This window comes from Bradyrhizobium sp. HKCCYLS3077, from assembly GCF_051167555.1.
Classification (GTDB): Bacteria; Pseudomonadota; Alphaproteobacteria; order Rhizobiales; family Xanthobacteraceae; genus Bradyrhizobium.
In genome coordinates, this window is the sequence record NZ_JBNPTH010000005.1 from 121,169 (window position 1) to 145,430 (window position 24,262).

Annotated in this window: 19 protein-coding genes; 5 read left to right on the plus strand and 14 right to left on the minus strand. The window is 66.8% G+C overall.

Going from position 1 to position 24,262, the window contains the following annotated elements:
- Nucleotides 1–123: 123 nt before the first annotated feature.
- The 6 genes from ACQR0Z_RS21025 to ACQR0Z_RS21050 all read right to left on the minus strand — a co-directional run bounded on the left by ACQR0Z_RS21025 (nt 124) and on the right by ACQR0Z_RS21050 (nt 8,772).
- Complete coding sequence (locus ACQR0Z_RS21025) at nt 124–1,428, minus strand: TRAP transporter large permease (protein ID WP_434919863.1); 1,305 nt, start codon at nt 1,426–1,428, stop codon at nt 124–126.
- 484 nt (nt 1,429–1,912) lie between these two features.
- A complete protein-coding gene (locus ACQR0Z_RS21030; protein ID WP_434919864.1) occupies nt 1,913–2,518 on the minus strand; it encodes a TRAP transporter small permease subunit in 606 nt (201 codons plus the stop codon).
- Nucleotides 2,511–3,512, minus strand: coding sequence for a TRAP transporter substrate-binding protein (locus ACQR0Z_RS21035; RefSeq protein WP_434919865.1), 1,002 nt, complete (start codon nt 3,510–3,512; stop codon nt 2,511–2,513). The genes ACQR0Z_RS21030 and ACQR0Z_RS21035 overlap by 8 nt, the downstream gene beginning before the upstream one ends.
- 306 nt (nt 3,513–3,818) lie before the next feature.
- Nucleotides 3,819–5,474: a hydantoinase B/oxoprolinase family protein gene (locus ACQR0Z_RS21040; RefSeq protein WP_434919866.1), complete on the minus strand. Its 1,656-nt coding sequence runs from the start codon at nt 5,472–5,474 to the stop codon at nt 3,819–3,821.
- A gap of 2 nt (nt 5,475–5,476) precedes the next feature.
- Nucleotides 5,477–7,561, minus strand: a complete 2,085-nt coding sequence (locus ACQR0Z_RS21045) for a hydantoinase/oxoprolinase family protein (protein WP_434919867.1) — start codon at nt 7,559–7,561, stop codon at nt 5,477–5,479.
- 833 nt (nt 7,562–8,394) lie between these two features.
- Nucleotides 8,395–8,772: a DUF1428 domain-containing protein gene (locus ACQR0Z_RS21050; protein ID WP_434862265.1), complete on the minus strand. Its 378-nt coding sequence runs from the start codon at nt 8,770–8,772 to the stop codon at nt 8,395–8,397.
- A 139-nt stretch (nt 8,773–8,911) separates the two neighbouring features.
- Here ACQR0Z_RS21050 and ACQR0Z_RS21055 point away from each other — a divergent pair, with 139 nt between their 5' ends.
- Together ACQR0Z_RS21055 and ACQR0Z_RS21060 are read left to right on the plus strand one after the other, a co-directional pair.
- Entirely contained in the window at nt 8,912–10,870 is a 1,959-nt protein-coding gene (locus ACQR0Z_RS21055) for a DEAD/DEAH box helicase (protein WP_434919868.1), read from the plus strand.
- A 55-nt stretch (nt 10,871–10,925) separates the two neighbouring features.
- On the plus strand, nt 10,926–11,327 hold the full coding sequence (locus ACQR0Z_RS21060) for a DUF2177 family protein (RefSeq protein ID WP_434919869.1): 402 nt from the start codon (nt 10,926–10,928) through the stop codon (nt 11,325–11,327).
- A 108-nt stretch (nt 11,328–11,435) separates the two neighbouring features.
- Here ACQR0Z_RS21060 and ACQR0Z_RS21065 read toward each other — a convergent pair whose 3' ends face one another.
- Entirely contained in the window at nt 11,436–12,095 is a 660-nt protein-coding gene (locus ACQR0Z_RS21065; protein ID WP_434862263.1) for a peroxiredoxin, read from the minus strand.
- A gap of 363 nt (nt 12,096–12,458) precedes the next feature.
- Here ACQR0Z_RS21065 and ACQR0Z_RS21070 point away from each other — a divergent pair, with 363 nt between their 5' ends.
- Nucleotides 12,459–13,022: a hypothetical protein gene (locus tag ACQR0Z_RS21070; RefSeq protein WP_434862262.1), complete on the plus strand. Its 564-nt coding sequence runs from the start codon at nt 12,459–12,461 to the stop codon at nt 13,020–13,022.
- A 171-nt stretch (nt 13,023–13,193) separates the two neighbouring features.
- Nucleotides 13,194–14,318 carry a S1C family serine protease gene (locus ACQR0Z_RS21075; protein ID WP_434878162.1) on the plus strand — a complete coding sequence of 375 codons (1,125 nt, stop codon included), beginning with the start codon at nt 13,194–13,196 and terminating at the stop codon, nt 14,316–14,318.
- A 424-nt stretch (nt 14,319–14,742) separates the two neighbouring features.
- On the opposite strand, the gene ACQR0Z_RS21080 is transcribed toward ACQR0Z_RS21075, so the two are convergent.
- Nucleotides 14,743–16,596, minus strand: coding sequence for an alkaline phosphatase family protein (locus tag ACQR0Z_RS21080; RefSeq protein WP_434919870.1), 1,854 nt, complete (start codon nt 16,594–16,596; stop codon nt 14,743–14,745).
- Nucleotides 16,597–16,796: 200 nt separating this feature from the next.
- Between ACQR0Z_RS21080 and ACQR0Z_RS21085 the strand changes: the two genes are divergently transcribed.
- Nucleotides 16,797–17,291 (plus strand): ferritin-like domain-containing protein, encoded by a 495-nt coding sequence (locus ACQR0Z_RS21085; RefSeq protein WP_257165135.1) that lies wholly within the window; start codon nt 16,797–16,799, stop codon nt 17,289–17,291.
- Between the two features lie 12 nt (nt 17,292–17,303).
- Here the strand turns inward: ACQR0Z_RS21085 and ACQR0Z_RS21090 are convergent, their stop codons facing one another.
- The 6 genes from ACQR0Z_RS21090 to ACQR0Z_RS21115 form a co-directional block, all read right to left on the minus strand.
- Nucleotides 17,304–18,557, minus strand: coding sequence for an arsenic transporter (locus ACQR0Z_RS21090; protein WP_434919871.1), 1,254 nt, complete (start codon nt 18,555–18,557; stop codon nt 17,304–17,306).
- A 22-nt stretch (nt 18,558–18,579) separates the two neighbouring features.
- A complete protein-coding gene (locus tag ACQR0Z_RS21095) occupies nt 18,580–19,854 on the minus strand; it encodes an MFS transporter (RefSeq protein ID WP_434919872.1) in 1,275 nt (424 codons plus the stop codon).
- Nucleotides 19,855–19,897: 43 nt separating this feature from the next.
- Nucleotides 19,898–20,554 (minus strand): hypothetical protein, encoded by a 657-nt coding sequence (locus tag ACQR0Z_RS21100; RefSeq protein WP_434919873.1) that lies wholly within the window; start codon nt 20,552–20,554, stop codon nt 19,898–19,900.
- Between the two features lie 39 nt (nt 20,555–20,593).
- The gene (locus ACQR0Z_RS21105) at nt 20,594–21,289 is read right to left on the minus strand and encodes an OB-fold nucleic acid binding domain-containing protein (RefSeq protein ID WP_434862267.1); all 696 of its coding nucleotides are present in this window, start codon (nt 21,287–21,289) and stop codon (nt 20,594–20,596) included.
- 114 nt (nt 21,290–21,403) lie between these two features.
- The gene (locus ACQR0Z_RS21110) at nt 21,404–22,759 is read right to left on the minus strand and encodes a sigma-54-dependent transcriptional regulator (protein ID WP_434919874.1); all 1,356 of its coding nucleotides are present in this window, start codon (nt 22,757–22,759) and stop codon (nt 21,404–21,406) included.
- Nucleotides 22,744–24,192: a sensor histidine kinase gene (locus ACQR0Z_RS21115; RefSeq protein ID WP_434919875.1), complete on the minus strand. Its 1,449-nt coding sequence runs from the start codon at nt 24,190–24,192 to the stop codon at nt 22,744–22,746. Before ACQR0Z_RS21115 ends, ACQR0Z_RS21110 begins: the two co-directional genes overlap by 16 nt.
- Between the last annotated feature and the right edge of the window lie 70 nt (nt 24,193–24,262).

Genomic DNA, 24,262 nt, shown 5'->3' on the forward strand with positions numbered 1-24,262 from the left:
CGCCATGACCTTTCGTGGCTATGGATTCCGGGCTCATTCGCGCGGCTTCAAAATGGCTTCGCCATTTTGCGCGCGAATGCCCCGGAATGACGGCTTGGAAAGATCTCGTCGAAGTCACATGGATCACCCGTAGAGCAGCTTTGGCAGGATCGTTACGATGCCCGGGAACAGCGTGAGCAGCAGCACGAAGGCGACCATGATGATGAGATAGGGGGCGGTCACGCGGGCGATATAGCCGAGACCGTCCTCCGTCAGGCCCTGGATCACGAACAGGTTGAAGCCGACCGGCGGCGTGATCTGCGCCATCTCGACCGCGAGCACCAGGAAGATCCCGAACCACACCTCGTCGAAGCCGGCGCCCTTCACGATCGGCAGCACGATCGGCAGGGTCATCACGATCATCGAGAAGCCGTCGAGGAAGCAGCCCAGGATCAGGTAGAACACGATCAGCACGACGATGAGCATGAACGGCGACAGGCCGAGGCCCTTGACGAAGGCGGCCACCGCCTGGGGGATGCCGAGGAAGGCCGCGGCATTGCCGAGGATCGAGGCGCCGAGCACGATCAGCGCGATCATCGAGCAGGTGATGACCGAGCCGATCATGACGTCACGCACGACCTGTTGCGACATCGCGCCCTGGAAGTATGCCACCAGCGCCGCGCCGAGCACGCCGACCGCGGCGGCCTCCGACGGCGTCGCAAGGCCGCCATACATCGAGCCGAGCACGCAGGCGATCAGGAACAGGGCGGGGGCGAGGTCCTTGAGCGCGGCGAAGCGCTCCGCCCACGGCACCTGCGACAGCTGTGCCTCGGCCTTCGGCACCATCGCGGGCTTCAGCGTGGTGTGCAGCATCACCCAGCCCATGAAGGTGCCGGCGAGCAGCAGGCCCGGCAGCACGCCGGCCGTAAAGAGCTTCAGAATAGAAACGTCGCCGAGCACGCCGTAGATGATCATGATGTTCGACGGCGGGATCAGGAAGCCGAGCGTGCCGGCGCCGGCGAGTGAGCCGATCGCGATGTCGCGCGAATAGCCGCGGCGCAAGAGCTCGTTGAGCGACATCCGGCCGATGACCTGCGTGGTCGCGGCCGACGAGCCGGAGATCGCGGCGAAGATGGTGCAGCCGATGACGTTGACGTGCAGCAGGCGGCCCGGCAGCAGGCCGGCCCAGGGCGCGAGGCCCTGGAACAGCGAGCGCGACAGGCGGGTGCGGAACAGCAGCTCGCCCATCAGGATGAACAGCGGCAGCGCCAGCAGTTCCTGGGTGGTCAGGATGTTCCAGGCATATTGCGGCAGCAGCTTGTCCAGCGGGATCGAGCGGAACATCGCCAGCAGCAGGGTCGCGGTGAAGGCGAGCGTGAGCCCGATCCACAGGCCGCCGGCCAGCAGCGCGAACAGGATGGCGAAGAGGGCGATGACTTCGATGGTCATGGGGAGGGGGAGTCCGCGGTGAGGAGAGCGGGCGGGAGAGGGAGGCGGAATGATGCGCTGGATATGTCGTTTGCCGTTGCAAAGCGTCTTCGCGATACGCGGAGTGCGTAGCCGATGCTCGGGAGTCTGCTTCCGCCTGCTCGGTCATTCCGGGGCATTCGCGCGCAAAATGGCGAAGCCATTTTGAAGCAGCGCGAATGAGCCCGGAATCCATACTCACAGGCCAATGTGGTGGAGCGAAATGCCAACCACACGCGTGCCCCACAAGGCATCCTGTGGCTATGGGTTCCGGGCTCGCGCTCCGACTTGAGGCCGACATTCGTCGGCCTCAAGCTCCGCGCGCCCCGGAACGACGCGGGGGGAGAGCAGTCGTCCCGATGAGCATCACGTCCGCAGGCTCGCCTTTCGGCGCGCCTATGGCCGCTATCGTTGCTGGCTGCTGCCCGAAGCAGGCACATGCGCGTCTCGAGTCGTCTACGTCCCCTCATTCGACCGGCGAGGCCTTCATGCGGTGGTCTTCAAGCGGCAGTCCCAGCGCGGCCTGGATGGCGCGGGCGAGGAATTGCAGGGTGAGCAGCAGCATGCCGAAGGTGACGACGGCTTGCGGAAACCACAGCGGGGTGTCGCTGGAGGTCGAGACTTGGCCGCGGATGAAGGAGCCGTAGGCGAACTTCGTCATGGCCGAGGTCAGGTAAGCCATGAAGGCGAAGCCGGCGGCGGCGGCCAGCACTTCCAGCGCGCGTTGCAGCGGTGCCGGCACGTTCTTCAAGAGCAGCACCACGCGGATGTGGCCACCGGTCCGCAACGTCATCGCGGCGCCGAAGGTGAAGGAGGCCGCCATCAGGTAGGACGAGTATTCCCACGCGATCGAGATCGTCGGCGGGAAGAACGGCAGCACGTTCGACAGCGCCCGCGTCGTGACCTCCGCCAGCATCAGCGCCGTCAAGGTCAAGAGACAGCCGCCGCCGATCCAGCCGTCGAGCCGGCCGAGCCGGTCGATGACATCGAGCAGGATGCGCAGCGGCGCGGGCGCCGCTGCATTGAGGCTCGCCCGATCGGCCGGCGAGGTGGCTTGCGCGACCTCAGCCACGCTTCATCTCGGCGAGATAGGACTTCACCGGGGCTTCCGCGGCCGGCACGCGCTTCAGGAAGGCTTCCATCTGCGGCGCGGTCTTGGCCCGGATCTCCGTCATCATCGCGTCCGAGACCGGCACCACCTCCATGCCGCCTTCCTTCAGGCGGTTGAGGCTGTCGACGTCGGCCTTGAGCGAGTTGGCCCAGAAGGCCGGCTCCATCTTCGCGGCGACGTCAGCGACGATCTTCTGCTGTTCAGGCGTCAGCGCCTTCCAGGAGTCCAGGTTCACATTGAGCATCTGCGACGACCACACATGGTTGGTCGGGTAGACGTATTTGAGGAACTCCCAGAACTTGCCGTCGACGCCCGACACCGACGAGGTCGAGACGCCGGCGACGGCGCCAGAGGCCAATGCCGGAATGGTCTCGCCCCAGGGGATCATCACCGCGGCCATGCCGATGGCATTGAGCATGTCGACCGCGTTCTTGTCAGGCACGCGGATCTTGATGTTCTTCAAGCCGGCGACGTCGGCGGACTTGACCTTCAGGTGCAAATACTGCGTCGGCCACGGCACGATATAGAGGATCTTCTGGTTGTTGCGCGCGGCGATCTTCTCGTATTCCGGCCGGACGTATTTGTGCAGGACCTTGAGCTCGTCCATCGAGCCGGCCAGGAACGGGATGCTCTCGACGCCCATGAACGGCTCGTCGCCGACCTGCTGGATATTGAGCACGTCCGCGAGCGGCACGAGGCCGTCGCGCACCGCGCGCAGATGCTCGGGGCCCTTGAAGCCGAGCTGACCGCCGGCCTTCACCGTGATGTTGACAGCGCCATTGGTCTGCTTCTTCACCTCCTCGGCGAAGGCCATCGCGTTCTGGGTGTGGAAATTGCCGTCGGGCCAGACCGTCGACATGTCCCAGTTGGTCGTGGCCGCGCGGGCGCGCGTCGATAGTTGGGTGCCGGCGAGCAGGGTGGCTGCGCCTGCCGTGAACGTCCGTCGCGTGATCATGGGTGTCTCCGGTTAAATGTGATGCAAGGATGGAGATGTCGATGTGTTGCTTTGTTGTCAGTTAGATCTTGTTGTTAGTTGAATTCGAGCTAGTACCGCGAGCACGCTGTGCTCCCTCTCCCCGTTCTTACGGGGAGAGGGGTGGGGTGAGGGGCTCTTTCCACGAGCGCGGTGCGTGGAGAGTCCCCCTCACCCGGATTGCATCGACGATGCAATCCGACCTCTCCCCGCACGCGGGGAGAGGTGGAGATCGCCGCGCGCTCTCGGGTCAATTCGGCTGCGGGGGTAGAGGACGGGATGCCCATCTCACCCCACCTGCCCATAGACCTTCGCCGCATTGTCCCTCGACACCAGCCCGCTCTCGACATCGCTCTGCACCAGCGACGCCGCGCGCTCGTGGGGATCGCCGATGCCCGCCCCACCCGGTGTCAGCACCACCAGCCGGTCGTCCGGCGGCACGGTCTGGAAGCCCTTGCCGCGCAGCTTCTTGCCCGACGCGAGCCCGACATAGCCGGCTTCGCCATTGTGGCCGCCGTCGCGGCCGCGGGGCGGGTGGTCGATGCGGTCGAAGGCGGCGAGGATGTCGAACGGCGCATCGACGCCGCTGCCGACCTCGATGATCTGGCCAAGGCCGCCGCGAGTGCGGCCGGCGCCGCCGGAATCCGGCCGCAGCTCCTTGCGCCAGAAGATCAGCGGCGTCTGCGTCTCAGCGATCTCGACCGGGGTGCCGCGCACGCCGCTCGGATAGGCCGTCGCCGACAGCCCGTCCTTGTCGAAGCGCGCGCCGGTGCCGCCGTTCGACGTCACGGCCATCGAGAATCCGTAATTGCCGCCGGCGCCTGAGCGGGTCTGGCCGCGCACGTTGAGATTCCACAGGCAGGAGGTGCCTTCGGCGGGCACCCGTTCCGGAATGATCTGGCGCAAGCAGCCGAACACGACGTCGGGCAGCATCTGGCCGATGACGTGGCGCGAGGCGACCGGCGCGGGCTTTGGCGCGTTGAGGATCGCGCCCGAGGGGGCCGAAACGGTCAACGGCGACAGCGATCCGGCATTGTTGGGGATCGCTGACGCCACCACGCAGCCAAGGCCGAACACGGTGTAGGCGGTGGTGTAGGACAGCGGCACGTTGATGCCGAACTTCGACGCTGTCGACGTGCCGTCGAAATCGACGTGAATGCCGTCATCGCTGATCTTCAGCGCGGCCTTGATCGTCACCGGCGCATCGTAGCCGTCGACCACCATCTCGTTGCGCCAGGTACCCTTCGGCAGCTTGGCGATCTCGGCCAGCACAGCCTCGCGCGAGCGGTCGCAGACGTAGTTGCCGAGCTCGTCGAGCGTTGAGATGCCGAACTCGCGCATCATCTCGACCAGGCGCTGGCAGCCGACATCGTTACAGGCGGCGAGCGAGTAGGTGTCGCCCTCGGTGTCGACTGGCAGCCGCGTGTTGGCGCGGATCATCGCCATCAGGGTCTCGTTGACGACGCCCTGGTCGATCAGCTTCAGCATCGGGATGTACAGTCCCTCCATGAACACGTCGGTGCCGTCGGGGCCGAAGCCGATGCCGCCGATGTCCATCAGATGGCTGGTGCAGGAGAACAAAGCGACCGGCTGGCCGTCCTTGAAGCAGGGCGTGGTGACGACGAAGTCGTTGAGATGGCCGGTGCCCATCCAGGGATCGTTGGTGATGTAGGCATCACCGGGCTTCATCGTCTCGATCGGAAAATGCGCGATGAAGTGCTTCACCGACTCCGCCATCGAGTTGACGTGGCCTGGCGTGCCGGTGACGGCCTGCGCGAGCATGCGACCCTTCAGATCGAACACGCCCGCTGAGAGGTCGCCGCATTCGCGCACGATCGGGCTGAAGGCGGTGCGCAGCAGCACCTGGGCCTGCTCCTCGACCACGGCGATCAGCCGGTGCCACATGATCTGCAGGTCGATCAGGCTGGTTTGCGATGAGCTCATGGTCACGCCGCCTTCCGTTCCATGACGATGCTGCCGGCACCGTCGATATGTGCGTCGAAACTGTTGGAGATGAAGGTCGAGGTCTCGTCCTCGGCGATCACGGCGGGACCTGCGATGACAGCGCCCGGCGCCATCTGCTCGCGGCGGTACAGTGGGATGTCGACGAAGCGGCCGGCGCGGCCGTCGAAGAATTTGCGGTGGCCCGAAGCCGCGCCGGCGGGCTTGCGCGTGATCTCGGCGACGGTGGCCGGCTGGCGGGCGTCCGTCGTGGCCAGCACCGACCAGCTCAGCACCTCGATCGCGGCACCTGGAATGGCGCGCTCGAACAACGCAGCATAGCCGGCCTCGAAGGTCTTGCGCAGGGCAGGGAGGTCCTCCGCGGTCAGTGCGCGGTTCGGCAGCTCGACGCTGATCTCGTGACCCTGGCCGACATAGCGCATGAACGCCGCACGGCGCTCGCGGACCGGTGCGCCGGCCGCGCCGGGCTCGACGAGGGCACGGGCCTCATCGGCCATCTTCTGCAGCAGGCTGGAGACGAGCGCGGTGTCGAAGTCATCCAGCCGCGCGTGGCGGCTGCGTACCAGCTCATAGGCGATCGGCGCGGCAAGGAAGCCGACGGCCGAGCCGACGCCGGCATTCGATGGCACGATGACCCTGGCGACGCCGATCTTCTCGGCGACGCGGGCGGCGTGCAGCGGCGCGGCGCCGCCGAATGCGATCAGCGTGTGCTGGCCGATGATCGCGCCGCGTTCGACGGCGTGAACGCGCGCGGCGCTCGCCATGTTCTCGCAGACGACCTCGTGCACCGCATAGGCTGCGGTCTCGGCATCCAGGCCGAGCGGCGCGCCGACGTCGCGGAGCAGGGCCTGTTTCGACAATTCCGGATCGAGCTTGATGGTGCCGCCCGCAAAGGCGTCGGGATCGATCATGCCGAGCGCGACGTCGGAATCGGTGACCGCCGGACGCTGACCGCCGCGGCCGTAGCACGCCGGGCCCGGCTCGGACGAGGCGCTCTCGGGACCGACGGTGACGCGCTTCATCGCATCGATGCGCGCGATCGAGCCGCCGCCGGCGCCGATCTCGACCATCTCGATGACGGGGATGCGCACCGGCAGGCCGGAGCCCTTCAGGAAGCGCGCGGCGCGATCGACCTCGAATACGCGCGAGCTCTCCGGCTCGAAGTCCTCGATGAGACAGATCTTGGCGGTGGTGCCGCCCATGTCGAACGACAGCACCTTGCGCTCGCCGAGCCGTGCGGCGATCTGACCGGCGAAGATCGCGCCGCCGGCTGGGCCGGATTCGACGAGGCGCACCGGGAAACGCCGCGCCGTGTCGATCGAGGTGACGCCGCCGCCTGAGGTCACGAGATAGATCGCGCCGCGGAACTGCTCGATACGCAGCGCCTGATCCATCCGCGCGAGATAGGAGTCCATCAGCGGCTGCACATAGGCGTTGGCGACGGCCGTCGACGTCCGCTCATATTCCCGGATTTCGGGACAGACAGCGGAGGACAGCGTGATCGAGACGCCGGGCAGCTCCTCGGCCAGGATCTCGCCGGCACGACGCTCATGCGCGGGATTGGCGTAGGCGTGCAGGAAGGCGATGGCGATGCTGCTGACCTCCAGCGCGCGCAATTGTGGAACGAGCGCGCGCACCGCCGCTTCATCGAGCGGCAGCCTGACGTCGCCATGAGCATCGACGCGCTCAGGGACGGTGAAGCGCAAGCTGCGCGGCACCAGCGGCTTCGGCTTGTCGATGGAGAGATCGTACTGGTCGTAGCGGCTCTCAGTTCCAATATCCAGAACATCGCGGAAGCCTGAGGTGGCGATCAGCGCCGTCTTCGCGCCGCGTCGCTCGATGATGGCGTTGGTCGCGAGCGTGGTGCCGTGGATGAAGACGTCGATGTCGGAGATGCGGGCCTTCGCATCGGCGAGAATCAGGCGCGTCCCGTCCAGCACGGCCTGCTCTGGCTGCGTCGGCGTCGTCAGCACCTTGCGTGTGCGGCGGTGATCGCCGATGTCGAGAACGATATCGGTGAATGTGCCCCCGATATCGACGGCCAGCCGGACTTCGGCTCCTTCAAGCATTCGGTCATCTCCGCAAGCGACGAATTGAGGTGCGATTTGAGCAAGTCCCATGCCATTGCGCCAGCGGAGATGCGTGTTGCTGCTCTGCGTTTTGTGCGATGCGGATTTGAGGTCGCGATGTCGTGCGGGTTCAACCTTGCTGATCGACATACGGCCGTTGCCTGCTCCATCCTCATGCTGTTGCGCGAAGCCAGCCATGTGAGATGTACGATGTTTTCACACCGTCATTCCGGGGCGCCCGGAGGGCGAGCCCGGAATCCATACTTCCGATCGTGGTTATGGATTCCGGGCTCGTCGCTTCGCGCCGCCCCGGAATGACAGCGTATGTGTTGAACGAGCTTGGCAGACGCGCATTCGCATTCCCGCGGCATGATCAGCCCGAGTTCTGCAGTCAGTTCACCCTCACACAAACGAGAGGGCGCAGGGAATGCCGGGTGAAGGCCTCACCCATGGCCCGCCTGCGAAAAAAATGCAGGCGGCAGGTACCACAGGTTCAGCCGAACATCCGGCATTCCCTGCGCGGTGTCTTCACGCTTATACGCAGTCTCCCTGGCGCGCCGGGCTTGTTGGCCACCATGCCGCGACAATGCTTGCGCATTGCGCAGGGGATACCAGCATCGGGGTATCAGGACGCTGCGACTTCACGTCCGCAATCATGACGGTCGTCTGCGCTGAAAGCGCGTCCGACATGACCTGCGGCACCGCATCCCGCCCCGACGTTCGTGACGACGCGTACGTCCCTCTGCATGGGGCGGGACACGCGGATCATACATGATTTCCGTAAAAGCGAAAGAGCAAAATTCGATTTTTTGGAAATCAAGCGAAGCGCCGCGTCATGTCTCTTGAGCCTTCGCCGTTGCCCGTCCCATGACGACAATCGGGTTGAAGCAGCCGAGGATCAGGCGCTTGGGATCGAAAGGGATGTCTGCTGGGATTTCGAAGCGGTCGTCGTCGCGCAGCCGCGCCTCGGCCGCATCGCATGTCGCCCTGTCGGGCCAGACCTGCCAGGAGAAGACGATCTTCTCGCCGGGCTTGGCGGCGACGGCCCGGCGAAAATCCGTGAGCTGGCCGTCGGGAACGTTGTCTTCCCAGGATTCGACGATTTCAACGCAGCCATATTCTTTGAACAGCAGGGCGCCTCGGTCCGCCCATCGGCGGTAGGCCTCGAGTTTCTCGGCGGGCACCGGGATCACAAATCCTGCGACATACATGGCCTCGTCTCCCCTTGGACTCCGGTAAGGCTAGCACGGCCGGGGCCAGCGCGCTGGGCCGGGCAGAGTCGGGGTTTTATGGCCTCGTGTTCCGGCGCGGCTTGGCGTAAAGCAGCCGGAATCGAAGAAAGGTCTTTCCTTGTCATTCCCCGCGACCAATCCGCCGCTGGCCCGCGCCCTGGCCGAGCGCAATTACGTGAATCCCACGCCCGTTCAGCTCGCCGTGCTCGACGAGGACGCCGAGGGCCGCGACTTGCTGGTGTCGGCGCAGACCGGCTCGGGCAAGACCGTGGCCTATGGGCTGGCGATGGCGGCCGACCTGCTGGGCGAGGCCGAGCGCTTCGGCCCGGCCGCGGCGCCGCTGGCGCTGATCGTGGCGCCGACGCGTGAATTGGCGCTGCAGGTGCAGCGCGAGTTGGCCTGGCTGTATCAGCATGCCGGCGCGCGGGTGATCTCCTGTGTCGGCGGCATGGATCCGCGCCGCGAGCAGCGCGAACTGGAGGCGGGGGCGCATATCGTCGTCGGCACGCCCGGGCGGCTGTGCGATCATCTGCGGCGCAACCGTCTCGACATTTCGGAATTGAAGGCCCTGGTGCTCGACGAGGCCGACGAGATGCTCAACCTCGGCTTTCGCGAGGACCTGGAATTCATCCTCGAGACCACGCCCGAGACCCGTCGGACGCTGCTGTTCTCGGCGACGTTCCCGCGCGGCATCGTGGCGCTGGCCAAGGAGTATCAGAACGACGCGTTCCGGATCGAGGTCGAGGGCGACGAGGGCGGCCACGCCGACATCGAGTATCGCGCCATCCGCATCGCGCCTGGAGATGCCGAGCACGCGGTGGTCAATCTGCTGCGCTTCTATGAATCGCCGAGTGCGATCGTGTTCTGCAACACCCGCGAGGCCGTCCGGCATCTGCAGGCGGCGCTGCTGGAGCGCGGCTTCTCGGTGGTCGCGCTGTCGGGCGAGTTGACCCAGAACGAGCGGACCATGGCGCTGCAGTCGCTGCGCGACGGCCGCTCGCGGGTCTGCGTCGCGACCGACGTCGCGGCGCGCGGCATCGATCTCGCCAATCTCGATCTCGTCATCCATGCCGAGCTGCCGAACGATCCCGAGGTGATGCAGCATCGCTCGGGGCGCACCGGGCGGGCCGGGCGCAAGGGCGTCAGCGTGCTCCTGGTGCCGCCGGCGCGGCGGCGCCGCGCGGAGATGCTGTTGAGCCTCGCGGGCGTCGAGGCCGTCTGGGGCACGGCGCCGCAGGCGGACGAGATCCGCAAGCTCGATCAGCAGCGCATGCTGCAGGATTCGATCTTCACCGATGAGACGACGGCGGATGATCTGGCGCTCGCGCAGCTCCTGCTCACGCAGCGGCCAGCCGAGGACATCGCCGCAGCGCTTGCGCGGCTCTATCGCGCCCGGCTGCCGTCGCCGGAGGACATTCTCGATGCCGTCGAGGATCGCGGCCGCGCGCGGCCCGAGCGTGCGGCGCGCGAGCGGCCGTCGCGGGGCGAGGAGCGCGCGCCGGCGCCGCGGACCAAGGGCGGCAAGCCGTCGCGCCACGGCATGGGCGAGCCGAGCGTCTGGTTCCGCGCGGCGATCGGGCGCCGCAAGAACGCCGAGGCGCGCTGGCTGCTGCCGATGATCTGCCGCCGCGGCGGCATCGACAAGCAGGACATCGGCGCGATCAAGATTTCCGACACGACCACCGAATTCGAGATCGCCGCCCGCGTCGCCGACAGCTTCGCTGCCAACATCCGCCGTCCCGACAAGGAGGACACGATCCGCATCGAGCCGCTCGCCACCGCGCCTGCAGCGCAGCCTGCGGCCGAGAAGGCGCGGCCGCAAAAGCCGCCGCGGCGCAAGGCGGAGGAGGGCGCCTATCACCCGCTCCACCGTGACGAGCCGCGCGAACGCGCGGAGGAGAGGCCGCGCGGCAAGCCGCATCGCGAGGCTCCGTCGAAGTCGTTCCGCGAACCGGCGTTCGCGAAGAAAAAGAAGCCGCGCGACAAGTCCGGTCATGGCGGTCAGGCGTTTCCTTCGAGCCATCCGCGCGCGAAGCCGCCAGGTGGCAAGAAGCCGAAGACCAAGCGTCGCGGCTGATCTGGCCGGTCGAGGCGCTCGCGTCGACCGCTGAACCGTGAGGGAGGAGCCGTCCTTGAGCCGCTACGCCGTCCTGTATTTTGCAACTCTGGCCGTGCTGCTCGGCTTCGACATTCCGTTCCTGGCCATCGTCGCCAAGGGCTTCTTCCAGTCACAGGTCGGCGAGATGCTCGGCGAGGTCCGCCCCGTGCCGGCCGTGCTGTTCTATCTGATCTATATCGCCGGCGTGCTGATCTTCGTGAACGGCACGGCCGACGCCACCTGGCGCTCGACCTTGCTCTACGGCGCGCTGTTCGGGCTGTTCTGCTACGCCACCTTCGAGCTGACCTCGCTCGCGATGCTCAAGCAGTGGACCTGGACGGTGGTCGCGGTGGACATCAGCTGGGGCGTGTTCGTGACGGCGGTGTCGGCGACGGCCGGGCTGCTGATCGCGGAGTGGGTCACGCCGCGGGGGTAGTTGGCAGTCATTCCGGGGCGCGCACAGCGCGAACCCGGAATCTCGAGATCCCGGGTCCGCCTCTGCGAGGCGGCCCGGGATGACGGAGGCGAACGTGGTTCGCCGCCGTCACTTCGGCTGCGGCACGACGCGCAGATACGGCTTCGGCGCCTTCCAGCCGTCCGGATAGATCGTCTTGGCCTCGTCGTCGGACACGGAGCCCGCGATGATGACGTCCTCGCCCTGCTTCCAGTCGGCGGGGGTGGCGACGCGGTGCTTGGCGGTGAGCTGCAGCGAGTCGATGACGCGGAGAATTTCCTGGAAGTTGCGGCCCGTGGTCATCGGGTAGACCAGGATCAGCTTGATCTTCTTGTCCGGGCCGATGATGAAGACGTTACGGACGGTCAGGTTGTCGGCGGCGGTGCGCTTGGCCGGATCGCCCGAGACCGCCGCGGGCAGCATGTCGTAGAGCTTGGAGACGTTGTAGTCGATGTCGCCGATCAGGGGATAGTTCGGCGCCGCGCCTTGCGTCTCGCGAATGTCCTCGGCCCACTGCGAATGCTTGTCTACGGGGTCGACGGACAGGCCGATCAGCTTGACGCCGCGCTTGTCGAACTCCGGCTTCAACCGGGCGAGCGCGCCGAGCTCGGTGGTGCAGACCGGGGTGAAATCCTTCGGATGCGAGAACAGCAGCGCCCAGCTGTCGCCGATCCAGTCGTGGAATTTGATCTTGCCTTCGGTGGTCTGAGCCTCGAAGTCGGGCGCGGTGGAGCCGATTTGCAGAGCCATGGGAGTCCTCATGTGACTGGAAGGGGCGGGATAAAACGTTCTCTCGACTATAGGAAATACCGCCTCCCATGGGAACCGTTCCAGAAAAAAGAGAACATCCTTCTCCTGCAGCCCGCGCGCGCAACAACTTCTTTTGAGTTCACAGCCTGCGGCGAAACATCCGTGAGACTACCGCCTGCCCAGATTTCGCCACGTCTCGGTCGCAACACGCCGCCCCTCGCTTGAGCCGCTTTGAACCGTGATCGAGGTCACTGCGGCAAAAGGGCAACCGATACAAAAACCCACAGCGCCGTTTCGAACCATTAACCACTCGTTCAGACGCGGACCGACAAGGTGGGTCAACACAGCAACTGAGAAGAGAACATGGCTAGCTCTGCACCAAAAACCATCGATGGTCTCGAACCCTCCTCGTGTGAGACCGCTGCTTCCGCGCTCGGCATCGTGCGCGACGGCGTGATCACCGGCGAGGGTCCGACCACCGCAGGACGCGTGCACTTCTCCCGCATGCTCGACGCCGAGGACGCCGCCTGGTGCGCGCGCATCCTCACCGCAACCGCGATCAATGACACGCCGGTCAGCCGGGCCGAGGCCGAGGCGCTGTTCGAGATCGACGCCGCCGCGACCGAGCGCAAGGATGACGGCCGGTTCGAGGATCTGCTGGCCAAGGCGATCGCGCATCACACCGCGTCCGCCTCCGGCCTGCCGGTGCCGCCGCGCAGCGTGGCGCTGTCGCCGGAGACGCCGATCGAGAGCTGGGCGCCGATGAACGCGCGCGGCGTTCGTACCGATGCGCTGGAGTGGGTCGCCAAGCGCATGCGCGGCAAGCACCACGGCAATCGCGCGCTGCGCGCGATGGTCGCGACCCTGGTCGGCGTCTCGGTGCTGCCGCTGGCGCAGCTGCCGTCGATGATCGATATCGGGATGTAAGGCGCGCAGCGCCGCAGTCCGGTCGAGAGATTTCGAAGAGCGCGATGATCCCATCGCGCTCTTTTCTTTTGTCGATCCATCGCGTTGCGTCCCGATGCCCCGGCCTCTTGATGATGCGGTGCTGCCGGTCAATAGATCGGTGGTGATGGGATCGAGCACGGAGACGATGAGATGAGCCGATGGAGCTTTCCCGCGCGCCTGCTGGCGGTGGCGGCGACGGCGCTGCTGCTCATGATGGCCTGGCAGAGCTTCCCGCTGATCCAGGCCGAACTGCTCGGCCTGCGCGCCAAGCCGCGCGACATCACGCCACGCGGCGATCTCGCCGCCGACGAGAAGAGCACGATCGCGCTGTTCGAGAGCCGCAGCGGCTCGGTGGTGTTCATCACGACCGTTCAACAGTCCGTCAACCCGTGGACCGGCAATGCGCAGCAGGAGCGCTCCGGCACGGGCTCCGGCTTCGTGTGGGACGAGCTCGGTCACGTCGTCACCAACTATCATGTGATCGAAGGCGCCACCGAGGCGCTGGTCAGCCTCACCGACGGCCGCTCGTTCCGCGCGGCGCTGGTCGGCGCCAGTCCGGAGAACGACCTTGCGGTGCTGGTGATCGGCGTCGGCGTCGACCGGCCGAAGCCGCTGCCGGTCGGCACCAGCGCCGACCTCAAGGTCGGGCAAAAGGTGTTCGCGATCGGCAATCCGTTTGGCCTCAGCAGCACGCTGACCACGGGCATCGTCTCGGCGTTGAACCGCAACCTGCAGGTCACGCAGGAGCGGACCTTGAACGGCCTGATCCAGACCGATGCCGCGATCAATCCCGGCAACTCCGGCGGACCGCTGCTCGACAGCGCGGGGCGCCTGATCGGCGTCAACACCGCGATCTACAGCCCGTCGGGCGCCTCCGCCGGCATCGGCTTCGCCGTGCCTGTCGACAAGGTCAACCGCATCGTGCCGCGGCTCATCGCAAGCGGCCGCTATGTCAGCCCGAGTCTCGGGATCAGGACGGATGCCAAGGCCAATGAGGCGTTGGCCGCGCGGCTCGGCGTCTCCGGCGTGTTCGTGCTCGATGTCGAGCAGGATTCGGCGGCGGAGAAGGCCGGGCTGATTCCGGCGCGGCTCACGCGCGACGGCGGCTTCGCGCTCGGCGACGTGGTTCTGGCGATCGACGGCCAGGCGGTGGACTCGCCTGACGACATGACGCGTGCGCTGGAAACCAAGACCCCTGGCGATCGCGTGGTGCTGCGCGTGCTCCGCAACCGTAAGACCATCGAGGTCCGGGTGACGCTCGATGTGGCGCGGTGAGGGAATTTCGTGCCTGACAGCGATGACCGCGTCTGAGGACGAAGCGGTCTGCAGAAGCAGTCTCCCCGCGAGTCGCTTTGCTTGCCTGGTCATGCGATCTCTCCACCCGTCATTCCGGGGCACGCCCGCAGGGCGTGAGCCCGGAATCCATAGCCACAAGCGGGCGTGTGGCGCGAGGTGGCTGTGGCATCTCTCTCCAACTCATAGCCGCTCGTGGCTATGGATTCCGGGCTCATTCGCGCTGCTTCAAAATGGCTGCGCCATTTTGCGCGCGAATGCCCCGGAATGACGGAGAGAGTTGCGCTTGCGGCGGATAAGTCGCTCATGCGGCGACGGACCCGTGCTAGGGCACGCCTGCGTTCCAAACAAAAATGCCCCGCTTTCGCGGGGCACTCTCGTGATCGGATGACACGCGATGGACTGATTACTTCGCCGCTGTCTTCTTCGGCGCCTCGTCATCCAGGCCCACTGTGCGTCCGGGGAAACCCGCGGCGTCGAAATAGCGCTGGCTGCCGACACGCTGCAGCTTCAGCACTGTGCGCAGGCCGCCCGCGGCCGGGTCTGACTTGATGACGTCGGAGGTAGCCTTCGGCGTCGCGCCGTTCGGCATCGCCTCGGTCATGACGCGGCCGATCAGCTTGCCCTTCGGCGCGACCTTGAGGTCGAGCAGCTTGGCCGCGGTGATGCCGACGTCGGCGTTGCTGACGGGCAGGGGATCGACGAAGCCCGCTTTGAAGTCGGGACCGATCGCCGCCATGAAGTTGTAGGTGTCGCCGCGGCTGAACGAGCCGTGCATGCCCTGGCCCTGGCGGAGCACGGTGTCGGCCACCTCGACCGAGCAGTTGCTCGGCACGTCGCAGCCAGGCGTGACATAGGAGCGGAAGTTGACAACGATCGCCGGATGCGGCGTCACGGCCTTGCCGTCGAGATTGACAACCGACAGCGGCAGGGTGCCGGGGATCTCGCCGAGCTTGTCGTCGACGAAGATGCCGGAGACGTAGTCCTGCTCCAGCAGCGCCTTGACGGTGCGGCGGGCCAGCTTCCTGTCGTTGTTCGGCAGATAGATCAGGTCGGAGCCGCCATTGGTGGCGACGACGAGATCGGGCTTGGTCGGGTCCTTGCCGAGCACGCCGTTGCCGGCCTTCGGATGCTTGCCGGCGGGCACGGCCGCGTTCTTGTCGTTGGGATCGAACAGCGGCAGGTCGAGCGCCTTGGCGAGGTCGAGCGCCAGGAAGCCCATCGGCAGAAAATCCTTCGGGGTGTCGTCATAGCTGACCTTGGCCGAGGGCGAGGTCTTGCTCTCCTTGGAGATGGTCGAGAAGCCGTGGTCGGCCTGGACCATGATGTTGGTCGAGGCGGACAGGCCGAGATCGTCGAGCGCCTTGCGCAGCGCGGCGAGATTGTCGTCGGCGTTCTTGATGCCGGCCATCGAGGTCGGACCGTTGATGCCCGGGGTGATGGTGTTGAGGCTGTCGCCGTGATTGTGCTGGCTGCCGTCGGGATCGCGCGACCAGAACACCAGAACGAACGGCTTGTTGCGCGCCTTGAACATCGGCAGCACCACCTTGGTGGCGACGTCGACCATGTAGGCCTGCTGGGCGACGTTGGCCGAGGTCGTGCCTGGCGTCTTGGCGTCGCCCGCCTTGCCGTTGTCGCCGCGCGGCGGCGTCGCCAGCGCGAGGCCGGCCTTGGTCAGGGCGTCCTTGACCTCGTCGGTCACGGGCACGCCGTTCTTGTTGCCGGTGGAATCGTCGATCACGATCGAGGAGGTCGCGCCGGGCTTGCAGGGGCAGGCGGTGTGGTCGAACAGGTAGGTCGGACCGAGCTTGCCGATCGCGGCCGTGGAGTAGCCGGCCTTGCGGGCGAGCTTCAGGACCGTGTCCTCGTTGAGATAGTCGCCGTTGAAATGCTCGTCGATGTCGCCGAGCACCGCGTCGTTCTCGATGAAGGGCACCACGGTGTCGCCGGCGGGCGCCGAAGTGTAGCCGGTGAAGATGGTGTTCGAGAACGTGCCGGTGTCGCCGAGATAATGGCCGGTCGCCATCGCCGAGCCGTTGGCCATGGTGAAGGTCGGAAACAGCGAATGCGAATTCTTGAAATTGACGCCCTTGTCGCGGACGGCGGCCATGGCCGGGGTCGCCTCCGGCGTCACCTTCGCCGCGCGCAGGCCGTCGGGAATGAACAGGATGAGGTTATGGGGCGTGGCGTTCTGCGCGGATGCGGCGCCGGAGGACAGCAGGGTCAGTCCGGCGCACAGCGCTAGGAGCGGGCGGCGCATCAAGAACTCCTCAAATCGATCAAAGGAATCGCGGCGTGTCGCCGCAGGAAGCGGTTTAGTTTTGCCGCGTGACGGTTTTGTTACAAGGGGCTCGTCAGGCGCCGGCGCCGCTCCGGGCAGGATTTTCGTCCGGCGGTAGTCCATTGCAGGAACCAGGGTGTGGCTTTCCGGTTGTCGGGTCACAACACAGGGAGCACACCATGGCTGCAGACAAAGACCTCAACGAACTTTTTCTCGATACGCTGAAGGACATCTACTACGCCGAGAAGCAGATCTTGAAGACCCTGCCAAAGATGGCCAAGGCTGCGCAGTCAGACAAGCTGCAGGCCGCCTTCCTCAAGCACCAGGACGAGACCGAAGGTCAGATCGAGCGTCTCGAGCAGATCTTCGAGCTGATCGGCAAGCCGGCCCGCGGCAAGAAGTGCGATGCGATCGAGGGCATCATCGACGAGGGCAAGGAGATCATGGACGAGTACAAGGGCACGCAGGCACTCGACGCTGGCCTGCTTGCTGCAGCGCAGGCGGTCGAGCACTATGAGATGTCCCGCTATGGGACCCTGAAGGCGTGGGCCCTCAAGCTCAATCTGCCGAAGGCGGCCAAGCTGCTCGACCAGACCTTGAACGAAGAGCGCAAGACGGACGAGAGCCTGAGCAAGATCGCGGAGACCGCGGTCAACTACGAAGCCGCCGCCTGATCCCGCGAATCGCTACCACAATGCCGCCGCCAGCGCTGCCAGCAGCGCTGGCGGCGTCGTCACGAGTCCGATCTTCAGAAACTGCCAGGCCGTCACCTCGATCTTTTCGCGCCGCAGCGCGGTGAGCCAGAGGATGGTCGCCAGCGAGCCGGTGACGGAGATGTTGGGGCCGAGATCGACGCCGATCAGGATCGCCCGGATCACCTCCTGAGGCAGGTGATCGCTGGCCGCGACCGAGCCGGCGACCAGGCCGACCGGCAGATTGTTTGCGACGTTGTCGGCCACGGCTGTGATCAGCCCCGCGGCCGAGGCCGTGCCGGCCGGCGAGGCGGCGACGCCTTGATGCAGCCAGGCGCTGAGCTGGCCGATCGCGCCGGCGCGGCTCAATCCCTCGACCATCACGAACAGGCCGCCGACCAGCGGCAGCACGCCCCAGGACACGCCTTTGACGATCGGCCAGGGTGATTGCCGGCTGACGAGCAGAATCGCGGCCGCCGTGACCACGCCGCAGACGAAGGTCGGCAAGCCCAACTGGACATCGAGCGCGGAAGCGGTCAGCAACACGGCGGCGATGGCGACGATGCCCATCGCGGCAAGCCGGCCTTCTCGGCTCAGATGCGGCTTCTCGACATCGGTCCGCAGCGTCTCCTCGCGCAGGGCGCGGCGCTGGGTCAAGCAGAGCGCGACATAGGTGAGGGCAATGGCCGCGATCGATGGCACCGTGAACTGGCGCAGCCAGTCCGTCAGATGCGGCATGTGCTCGCCGAACACCACGAGATTGGCCGGGTTGGAGATCGGCAGCACGAAGCTCGCGGCATTGGCGATGAAGGCGCAGACGTAGAGATAGGGGAGCGGCGAGGCGCCGGCCGCCCGCGTCGCGGCATAGACCGCCGGCGTCAGCACGATCGCGGTGGCGTCGTTGGACAGCAGGACGGTGACGAGCGTGCCGACCGCGTAGACCAGCAGGAACAGCAGCTGCGGCGAGCCGCGGGCATGCTCGACGGCGTAGGCTGCGAGATAGTCGAACAGGCCCTCGCGGCGGGCGAGCTCGGCGATCAGCATCATGCCGATCAGGAACAGATAGACGTCGACGCCCTTGCGGATGCCGGCGAGCGCGTCCGTCCATGGCAGCAGGCCGAGCGCCACCAGGAGGAGCGCGCCCGTGACCGCCCAGATCGCTTCGGGCAGCCGGAAGGGGCGGATGATGACGCCGGCAGTGGCGGTGATGATGATGGCGTAGGCGAGCCAGGTCGTATGTGCGAACATGATCGGGGATGGTTAGAGCAAATCATTCGGCGGGGATAGCGGGCGCCGCGGCCTGGCTGGAATGTGCGGCTTCCGCGCCTCCGGTTTCCGGCAGCAGCAGCCAGCACACGATCACGGCGATGGCCGCCGTCGCGCCGAGCACCAGGAACGCGGCGCTGTAGCCGCCGTGGACCACGACGAGACCTGCCATGGCGGTGGAGAGCGCAGCCCCGATGCTTTGCGCGGTGATGACCGCGCCCTGCGCGACGTTGAACCGGCCGGTGCCGCGCATGAGGTCCGCCACGATCACCGGCATGATGGCGCCGAAGATGCCGGCGCCGACACCGTCGAGCAGTTGCACGCCGACCAGCCACGCCTTGTCGTCCGACAAGGTATAGAGCACCGCCCGCAGCGGCAGGATCAGCAGCGCCGCCAGGAAGAACCGCTTGTGGCCCCAGCGGTCGGCGCGGGCGCCGACCAGGAGCGCCATCGGCACCATCACGAGCTGCGCCGCGGCGATGCAGGCCGACATCAGGCTGGTGCCGAGATTCTTGTCCTGCAAGGCGAGCTTCTGGCCGACCAGCGGCAGCATCGCCGCATTGGCCAGGTGAAACAGCGCGACGCAGACCGCGAAGATGAGGAGGGGGCGGCAGCTGAGGAGAATGCCCAGCCCTGAGGGTTGCTCGCCTTGAGTGGGGGCCGCGCCGTCTGTCTGATGCGACAGGCCGCGCGCCGCGTCGTGATCGATGGCGCGCTCGGGAATCGCGAGCACGCTGATGAGGCTGCCGGCGGAGGTCACGGCCATCAGATAGAACACGGCGGACGGTCCGAGGGCGTAGGCGGCAGCGCCGGCGATCACGGCGCCCACCGCGTTGCCGGCATGGTTGAAGGTCTCGTTGCGCCCGATCCGCGCCGTGAAGGCGCGGGCACCGAAGATGCCGAGCGACACCGCCGCGATCGCCGGCGCGAAGATCACGCCGGCCGCGTTGGCGATGCTTTGCGAGATCGCGACCGGCCAGAAGCTCGACATCAGCGGCAGTGCCAGGGAGCCTGCGGTGACGATGATCGCGGCCACGATCATGATCATGCGCTTGGCCCTGGTCGCATCGACCAGCGCGCCGGCCGGCGTCTGGGCGACGATGCCCGCGATCGTGGCCAGCGACATCACGACACCGATCGAGGCTTCGTCCCATTTCTGCTCGGTCAGCAGATAGATCGCGAGATAGGGACCGAGGCCGTCGCGCACGTCGGCCAGGAAGAAATTCGCGGCGTCGAGCGCGCGGCCCGCCCGGCGCGTGGTGGTTTCATCCTGTGACATGCTGTTGGCCTCGGCTCTCTCGTGACGTTCGGCGCGCAGGCGATCACGCGTGGGCGTGATCGTGCTTAGGTCCATGCTTAGGTCCGTGCTTGTGCTTCGGTCCGTGCTTGTGACCATCAGCATGCTTCGTCTCCGGCTTGACGTGCTTGAGCGGCTTGAGCGTCTTCGGGCTCGCACCGGCCTCGCGCGCGTGAATCACCCGGCCGAAGCGCGTGTCGATGCCGTCGCCGCGGACCGCCAAGGTGGCGTTCGGCGCAAGCAGGCCGGCGATGCCAGTGGCTTCCTTCGGCCCGATCCTCACGACCGTGCCGTCCGTCAGGAGCGCACCACGCAACTCGCCCTTCGGCCCGAACAGCGACAGCCGCACCGTGCCTGCCGCGTCCATCTTCTGATGCTCGTGCGTGGGATGCTCACGCTCCTCGTCGGGTCCGTGATCGACGATCTGCCGTCCGTTTGCGCCGGTCACTGCGATGGCGGCGAGCAAGTCAGCGCCGCGCGGCTTGACCGCGTGCACGCCGACCTTCTCACCAGCCTTGATCTGACGCGTCAGCTCTGCCTCCATGTGCGGGGGCGTGTGAACGAGCACGTCATTGTCGCCCGCGCGCATGACGAAGCCGTCGACCTCGCCATGAGGATTGAGCACGAAGCGCTCGAGAATTCCGGTCACGGCCGGCAGGCTGTCGGGGTCGATCCAATGCATGATTGTCTCCTCAGGTCTGTTTCGTTGGTTTGGAGGGGCTCAGCCGCGCGGCGGAGGCGGCGGCGGGGGGCCGAGCCGATCGGGACCGCCCCTCGGGCCACGCGGCGGCGGCGGGCCTTCGATCTCCGTCAGCTGATTAGGCGAAGCGCCGATCGCCCTTACGTCGACCAGCCTGCCGAGCGCGGTCTCCAAGAGATCGCCGCGGACGGAGATCGTCTGTCCCACACGCAAGGTGTCGGCGAGACGCTCGGCTTCCGGCGGCGGCAGCCGCAGCTCGGTGCCGTCGTCGAGCACCGCGCCGTTGACCTCGCCGCGCTTGCCATGCAGCAGCGTGGCGATGCGTCCGCTGATGGTCTGATCGCTGCCGCGCCGTCCCGGTCCATCCGGCGGGCCATTGTCGACCACGCTCTTGCCGGTCGCGATGTTGGTGACCTGGCTGGCATCGACCAGCGGCAGCGCACGGGCGCGCAAGCCCCGCACGGACACGCCGTCGCCTGGCTTGATGGTGAACACGACCTGCGCCGTCAGATGCGGCGGCAGCTTCACCTCGGTGCCATCGTTGAGGATCAGCCCGTCGACGTCGCCGCGCGGCGTCAGCGTGTACTGCTTGACGATGCCGCGCGTCTCCGGAAGCTGCGACGCATCCCATGTCGCATCAGGCGGGGAGAGCGGGGCTTGTGCCGAGGCGGTGCCGAGGCCTGCGGCGAGCGCGAGCAGGGTCACGATCGGCGTCATCTTTCGCGTCATCCTGGAACTCCTTGTCGAGGGTGGTGACGCGAATTGTTTCGCAACGGCCGTGCCAGTTGCGAGACCACGACAAATCAAGGGGTTGCATGATTGCGACGGGCGCTAGCCGTCGTCTTTCCCGACGCTGCGCGTCAGATTTCCTGACACCTCGTCGCCGAGGCCGTAGCGCTGCATCTTGGTGTAGAGCAGCTGCCGGTTGATGTTGAGCTGCCGCGCCGCCTCGGTGCGATTGCCGCCGCAGGCTGCGAGCGCGCGGCGGATCAGGCGCTCCTCGAGGCGCGCCACGGCCGTGGGCAGATCCGTGGCAGGATCTCCGTCCGCATCGATCGGGTTCTTGGTGATGTCGATGTCGCCGGCGTCGATCAAGCTGCCGCGCGTCAGCACGCAGGCGCGTTCGATCGTATTGCGCAGCTCGCGCACATTGCCGGGCCAGGACGCGTGGACGAGCTTGTCGATGGCGGCGTCGCTCAGTTGCGGACGTAGGCGGTCCGTCGTGGCCAGCGCCAGAAAGTGGTGGGCGAGCGGCAGGATGTCTTCGCTGCGCTCGCGCAGCGGCGGCAGCTCGATCGGGATCACGTTCAGCCGGTAGTAGAGATCCTCGCGGAAGGCGCCGCTCGTCACCTGCCGGGCGAGGTCGCGATGCGTGGCGGCGATGACGCGCGCGGCCACTTTGACCGGCTTGCCGCCGACCGGCGTGATGATGCGCTCCTGCAGCGCGCGCAGGATCTTGGCCTGCATCGCCAGCGGCATGTCGCCGATCTCGTCGAGAAACAGCGTGCCGGCGCCGGCGTCGCGGAAGGCGCCGGAGCGATCGGAGGTGGCGCCGGTGAACGAGCCCTTCACATGGCCGAACAATTCGCTTTCGAGCAGGTCTTGCGGGATCGCCGCGCAGTTCACGGCGATGAAGGGGCTCGCACTGCGCCGGCTGTGGACATGCAGCGCGCGCGCAACCAGCTCCTTGCCGGTGCCGGTCTCGCCGCGGATCAGCACTGTCGCCTCGGCATCGGCGGCAAGGCCGATCGTCTTCTGCACCCGGCGCATCGCCTCGCTGGTGCCGATCAGGCCGCTGTCGTCGGTGCCCGGTTTGTCATGCTGCGGATGGGTTCGCGGCGGCAGGCGGTCGATCAGCTCGCGTAGCGCCTCGCGACCGATCGGCTTGACGAGGTGATCGAACGCGCCGAGCCGCATCGCTTCGATGGTGTTCTCCGGGCTCGCATAGGCGGTCAGCACGATCACCGGCGGCGCGTCGCCATCGGCGCGGATGCGGCGCAGGGTTTCGATCCCGTCGATCCCGGGCATGCGCAGATCGAGCAGCACGGCATCGGTTTCGGCGCAGACCATGCCGATCGCCTCGCGACCCGAAGCTGCGGTCTGCGCGCGGTGACCGAGATCGGTCACCGTTTCCGCGAGACCATCGCGCAGGCCGGCGTCATCGTCGACGATCAGGATGGTTGCCATGGCAGGGAAATCTCGAAGCTGGTGCCGGTCGTGACAGGAGCAAGTCTCGCCTCGCCGTGATGAGCGCGGGCGATCTCGCGTACGATGGCGAGGCCAAGGCCGGTGCCATCGGCGCGGTTGCTGACGAAGGGTTCGAACAGGCGGTCCCGGATGCCGGCATCGATGCCGGGGCCGCTGTCGGTGACGCGGAAGAGGAGGCGGCGATCATGGATTTCGGCCGCAACGACGATCTCGCCGCCCTCGGGCGTGTTCTGGATCGCGTTGAGGATGAGATTGTCGAGCGCGCGCTGCATCTGGGCGGGATCGAAGCAGGCGGCCTCAGCGGAGGAGGGCGCGAGCGCGCGCAGCCGCAGGCCGCTGCGCGTGGCCAGCTCGCGATGGGTCTCGATCGTCGCCTGCAGGAAAGCTACGAGATCGACGCTGCGTGGGGCCGGACGACTCGTTTGCGTCATCGCGAGCAGATCGCGCAGCAGCGCGTCGAGCCGCGCGACCTGCTGCAGGATCGCCTCGAGCGCGCGGCTCTTGCGCGCGGGGTCAGGCGAGGCGAGCGCATTCTCGGCCTTCAGCCGCATCGCCGCGATCGGGTTGCGGATCTCATGGGCGAGGTTTGCCGACAGTCGGCCGACGGCGGCGAGCCGCTCCGCAGCGGTCGCGCGCTCGCGCTCCGCCGCGAGCCGATGGCCGGCATCGTTGACGGCGTCGACCAGGCGATCGAGCTCGCGGGCTCCTGTGTGCGGCAGTTGCGGCAGGTCGGCGGTGTTGGGCGCCGCGCCGAGCGCGGACTCGATGATCGCGATGCGCCGCGACCACGAGGCCAGGATGAAGGCGAGCCAGATGGCCGAGCCGAGCAGAGTGAGCGCGAGCACGGAGAGACCCGTCAGCAAATGCGCGTAGGCTGGGCCCTCCGTTGTGGCGGCGCGCGTCATCGTCCACGCCGTGACGTTTTGCAGCGGACCGCGCAGCGGGCAGGCGTGGACGATCAGGGTCTGCGAGCGTCCGGCATTTTCCGTCGTCGCGGGACGGCCGCTGCGCTGGGCGTTGCCGTTGACCTGCTGGATGACGCTGGACTCGGCCGCGGGGAGATCGGTTTTCGGGCCCGTGCCCTCATAGGTCGGATAAGCATAGGCCAGCGAGCCATGCTCGGCCTGCCAGATGCCGCCCTCGACGCCGGGCGATGCCGCCAGCGCGGACTGCACCACGGGGATGAGGTCCTGCTTGATGCGATCATCGATTGGCGCGCCGCCCCAGCCCGAGACGAAGAACTGATAGCGGTCGGCGATATCACGGCAGCCGCGCACCACCAGATCCTGCGCGCGTGCCACGCGCGCCTGCGACGATTGCTGAAACGATTCGACCAGGAGATAGGCCGTCGCCGCGCCGGAAACCGCCAGCATGAGCCAGAGCGCCGACAGCCGCGAGCGTAGGGAGCGCATCAAATGGTCCGCAATGACAAGGGATGCCGAGCGTGCGTAACCATCCGCAGAATACGGATCGCGGCACGTC